Raw genomic sequence first — 710 nt, 5'->3', positions numbered from 1 at the left:
TCGGTTCCTGCAGGCGCCGATGCAGGCGCGCCATGACGGCAATGCGGGCGGCCGCCTGCTCCAGCACTTCGGCGGCGGACGGATCCGCGACGTCACGCCGCGCCAGCCGCAGCGTCGAGGCGACGTACTGCATGGTGTTGCCGAGGCGGTGCTGCAGTTCCTGGAACAGCGCCTCCTGCGTTCTCCTGGCGATCTCCAGGCGGCGGATCACCTCGACCAAGGCCGCGACCAGCAGAACCTCAAAGCCGCCGATCACCAGGAAGCCGAGCAGCGGGACGACGGTCTTCGCACCATGCAGCGCGAAGGAGAGATAGGGCGGCAGAAAGAAGTACCAGGTCGCAAGCGCGGAGAGAGCCAGCACGAGCGCGCCCAGGCGCCAGCCGCAGAGCAGCGTGCTGGCGACGACGGCGGGTAAGAAGGTCAGGAACGGGGCGGAAGCAAGTAGGTCACCAAGCGCGAAGCGGACCGCGAGGCTGGCCGAGAACACGGCCATTGCGACGGTCCAGTTTCGCACTGCCGTCCCTCTCCGGGTCAAGCCCGTAAGATGGTCCACCCAAGCCAAGGCGACACCCTCCCCTGGGTAGACTCTCCCAGCGCCACTATTGCTCGCGCCTCCGAAACATACGCCGAGGTCGCTAACGACACCACACACAGGCAAGTTCACGCCGCGGCATGAGGTTCTGGTAGGGCCGGCAAGGGCTGGGATCACG

The 710-nt window shown here is 66.9% G+C and carries 1 protein-coding gene; it reads right to left on the bottom strand.

Going from position 1 to position 710, the window contains the following annotated elements; genetic code table 11:
• A partial coding sequence (locus Q7A36_RS40495) for a DUF4118 domain-containing protein (protein WP_305109442.1) occupies positions 1-493 on the bottom strand: 493 nt, incomplete at its 3' end.
• Positions 494-710: the final 217 nt, after the last annotated feature.

The sequence above is a fragment of the Paracraurococcus lichenis genome, assembly GCF_030657435.1.
In the GTDB taxonomy this organism is placed as follows: domain Bacteria; phylum Pseudomonadota; class Alphaproteobacteria; order Acetobacterales; family Acetobacteraceae; genus Paracraurococcus; species Paracraurococcus lichenis.
The sequence above is the reverse complement of the archived record's forward strand: the minus strand, read 5'-3'. Positions and strand labels throughout refer to the sequence as shown.